The 3,076-nt window shown below is 60.0% G+C and carries 2 protein-coding genes; both read left to right on the top strand.

What is annotated here, in order from left to right:
* Positions 1 to 993 (top strand): potassium-transporting ATPase subunit KdpA (gene kdpA / locus VNX23_RS22295; RefSeq protein WP_325633640.1); only part of this gene is annotated, 993 nt, incomplete at its 5' end.
* A 16-nt stretch (positions 994 to 1,009) separates the two neighbouring features.
* The coding region (gene kdpB, locus VNX23_RS22290) for a potassium-transporting ATPase subunit KdpB (RefSeq protein WP_325633638.1) at positions 1,010 to 3,076 on the top strand (2,067 nt) is incomplete at its 3' end.

The following is a 3,076-nucleotide window of genomic DNA, read 5'->3' as shown; positions in this document are numbered from 1 at the left end:
GCCAACGCTGCCCATCCGTTCGAGAACCCGACGGCCTTCTCGAATTTCGTCCAGATGATTTCGATTTTTGCGATCGGCGCCTCGCTGACCAACGTTTTCGGCCGAATGGTCGGTAATCAACGCCAGGGCTGGGCCGTGCTGGCGGTGATGGGCGTTCTCTTCATCGCCGGCGTGATTGCCTGTTACGCCGCGGAAACGCACGGCAATGGCGCGCTCAATGCGCTTGGGCTCACCGGCGGCAACATGGAGGGCAAGGAAGTCCGCTTCGGTATTGCTGCGTCCGCGCTGTTTGCGGTCATCACCACCGCAGCTTCCTGCGGCGCGGTCAACGCCATGCACGATTCCTTCACCGCCCTCGGCGGGATGATTCCGCTGATCAATATTGAACTCGGCGAAATCATCGTCGGCGGCGTCGGCTCTGGTATGTACGGCATGCTGCTGTTCGTCATCCTTTCGGTTTTCGTTGCTGGCCTGATGGTGGGGCGTACGCCGGAATATGTCGGCAAGAAAATCGAGGCGAAGGAAGTCAAGATGGCGATGCTGGCTATCCTGGTCCTGCCACTGATGTTCCTCGGCTGGACGGCGGTCGCCATGCTGGTGCCGACTGCGGTTGCCGCCATGAATAATCCGGGACCGCACGGCTTTACGGAAGTGCTTTACGCTTATACGTCGCAGACGGGCAACAATGGTTCTGCCTTTGCGGGGCTTAGCGGCAACACGCTCTTCTACAATGTCACCGGTGCAGTGGCGATGTTCATCGGTCGGTTCTGGATGATCATCCCAACCATGGCAATTGCCGGCTCGCTTGTCGCCAAGAAGTCCATCCCAGCGTCAGCGGGCACCTTCCCGACTACCGGCGGATTGTTCGTTGGCCTCGTAGTCGGTGTCATCGTGATCATCGGTGGCCTCACGTTCTTTCCGGCGCTCGCGCTTGGGCCGATCGTCGAGCAGCTGTCGATCAACGCCGGTACACTTTTCTCGGCTGCAAATTGAAATCGGAGCATTCGCTATGGAAGCGTCCACACTGCGCAAGCGCGTGCCCGTATCGGCGCTCTTTGATCCGAAGATCGTCGTACCGGCGATCGGCTCCGCTTTTGTCAAGCTCGATCCGCGCACGCTAATCAAGAATCCGGTGATGTTTGTCCTGGAGATCGTCACTGCGCTGACGACCGTGATCTTGATCCGCGATCTCGTGACCGGCGGCACGCACATCGGCTTCGAGTTTCAGATTATTTTGTGGCTGTGGTTCACGGTATTGTTTGCCAACTTCGCGGAAGCCGTTGCTGAAGGGCGCGGCAAAGCGCAGGCCGACACGCTGCGCCGTCAGCGCACTGAGACGCGGGCAAAGCTGATTACCGACCCGAGCGACTCGCAGAACTATCGACTTATCCCATCGACCGAGCTCAAGGTCGGCAACGTTGTGCTCGTAGAAGCGGGCGATACGATCCCATCCGATGGCGAGGTCATCGAAGGCATGGCCTCGGTCAATGAGGCGGCGATCACCGGCGAGTCCGCGCCGGTGATTCGCGAATCCGGCGGCGACCGCTCGGCGGTGACCGGCGGCACCCAAGTCTTGTCTGATTGGATTCGCGTGCGTATCACCGCCGCCCCCGGGTCGACTTTTCTCGACCGCATGATCCGCCTGGTGGAAGGCGCTGAGCGGCAGAAAACGCCAAACGAAATCGCGCTGAATATTCTGCTTATCGGCCTGACCATCATCTTCGTGTTCGCGACCGCAACCATCCCGAGCTACGTTAACTATGCTGGCAGCGCCATCTCGGTCGTGATTCTGGTCGCACTGTTTGTCACGCTCATCCCCACCACCATTGGCGCGCTGCTTTCCGCGATCGGCATTGCCGGTATGGACCGACTGGTCCGTTTCAACGTGCTCGCGATGTCGGGGCGCGCCGTCGAGGCCGCCGGTGACGTTGACACGCTCCTGCTCGACAAGACCGGAACGATTACGCTTGGTAACCGGCAGGCGACCGAATTCAAACCGCTTCAAGGTGTCAGCGAACAGGCATTGGCCGATGCGGCGCAGCTCGCTTCGCTCGCTGACGAAACGCCCGAAGGTCGCTCGATTGTGGTCTTGGCAAAGGAAAAGTACGGCATCCGCGGCCGTGAACTCGCCGAGATGCACGCCAACTTTATCCCATTCAGCGCGCAGACCCGCATGAGCGGCGTCGAAATCGGCTCGTCGTGGGTGCGCAAGGGCGCGGTGGATGCGCTCCTCAACTACCTCAACACCTCCCCAACGGTGGTAGGTCCTGGGGGCGCCGTCCAGGCGCTTCGTCCGAATTTGAGTGCCGAGACTGCTCGCGAGGTTCAGGCGATCGCTGACGCCATCGCAAAGTCCGGTGGCACGCCGCTGGCCGTGGCAAAGGATAATCGGCTACTCGGTGTGATCCATCTTAAGGATATTGTCAAAGGCGGCATCCGCGAGCGCTTCGCCGAACTGCGCCGGATGGGCATCCGCACGATCATGATCACCGGCGATAATCCGATGACGGCCGCGGCCATTGCGGCCGAAGCTGGCGTCGACGACTTCCTCGCCCAAGCGACGCCTGAGGAGAAGCTGCGGCTGATCCGTGACGAACAAGCGAAGGGCAAGCTCGTTGCGATGTGCGGCGATGGCACCAATGATGCACCTGCGTTAGCGCAGGCCGACGTCGGCGTCGCTATGAATACCGGCACGCAGGCTGCGCGCGAGGCCGGCAACATGGTCGATCTTGATTCTAACCCCACCAAGCTCATCGAGATTGTCGAGATCGGCAAGCAGCTTCTGATGACACGTGGCGCCTTGACCACCTTCTCCATCGCCAATGACGTAGCAAAATACTTCGCCATTATCCCGGCGATGTTCGTTGCGTTCTATCCGCAGCTGCAAACCTTGAACATAATGCGCCTGGCAACTCCGGAAAGCGCCATTCTGTCCGCTATCATATTCAATGCGCTGATCATCATCGCGCTCATTCCGCTGTCCTTGAAAGGCGTGCGCTATCGCGCGATCGGCGCGGCCGCTTTACTCCGCCGTAACATATGGATCTACGGCGTGGGGGGTGTGATCATTCCATTC

The organism is Bradyrhizobium sp. (genome assembly GCF_035570375.1).
Lineage (GTDB): Bacteria > Pseudomonadota > Alphaproteobacteria > Rhizobiales > Xanthobacteraceae > Bradyrhizobium.
This window is presented reverse-complemented; position numbering and strand designations above follow the sequence as displayed.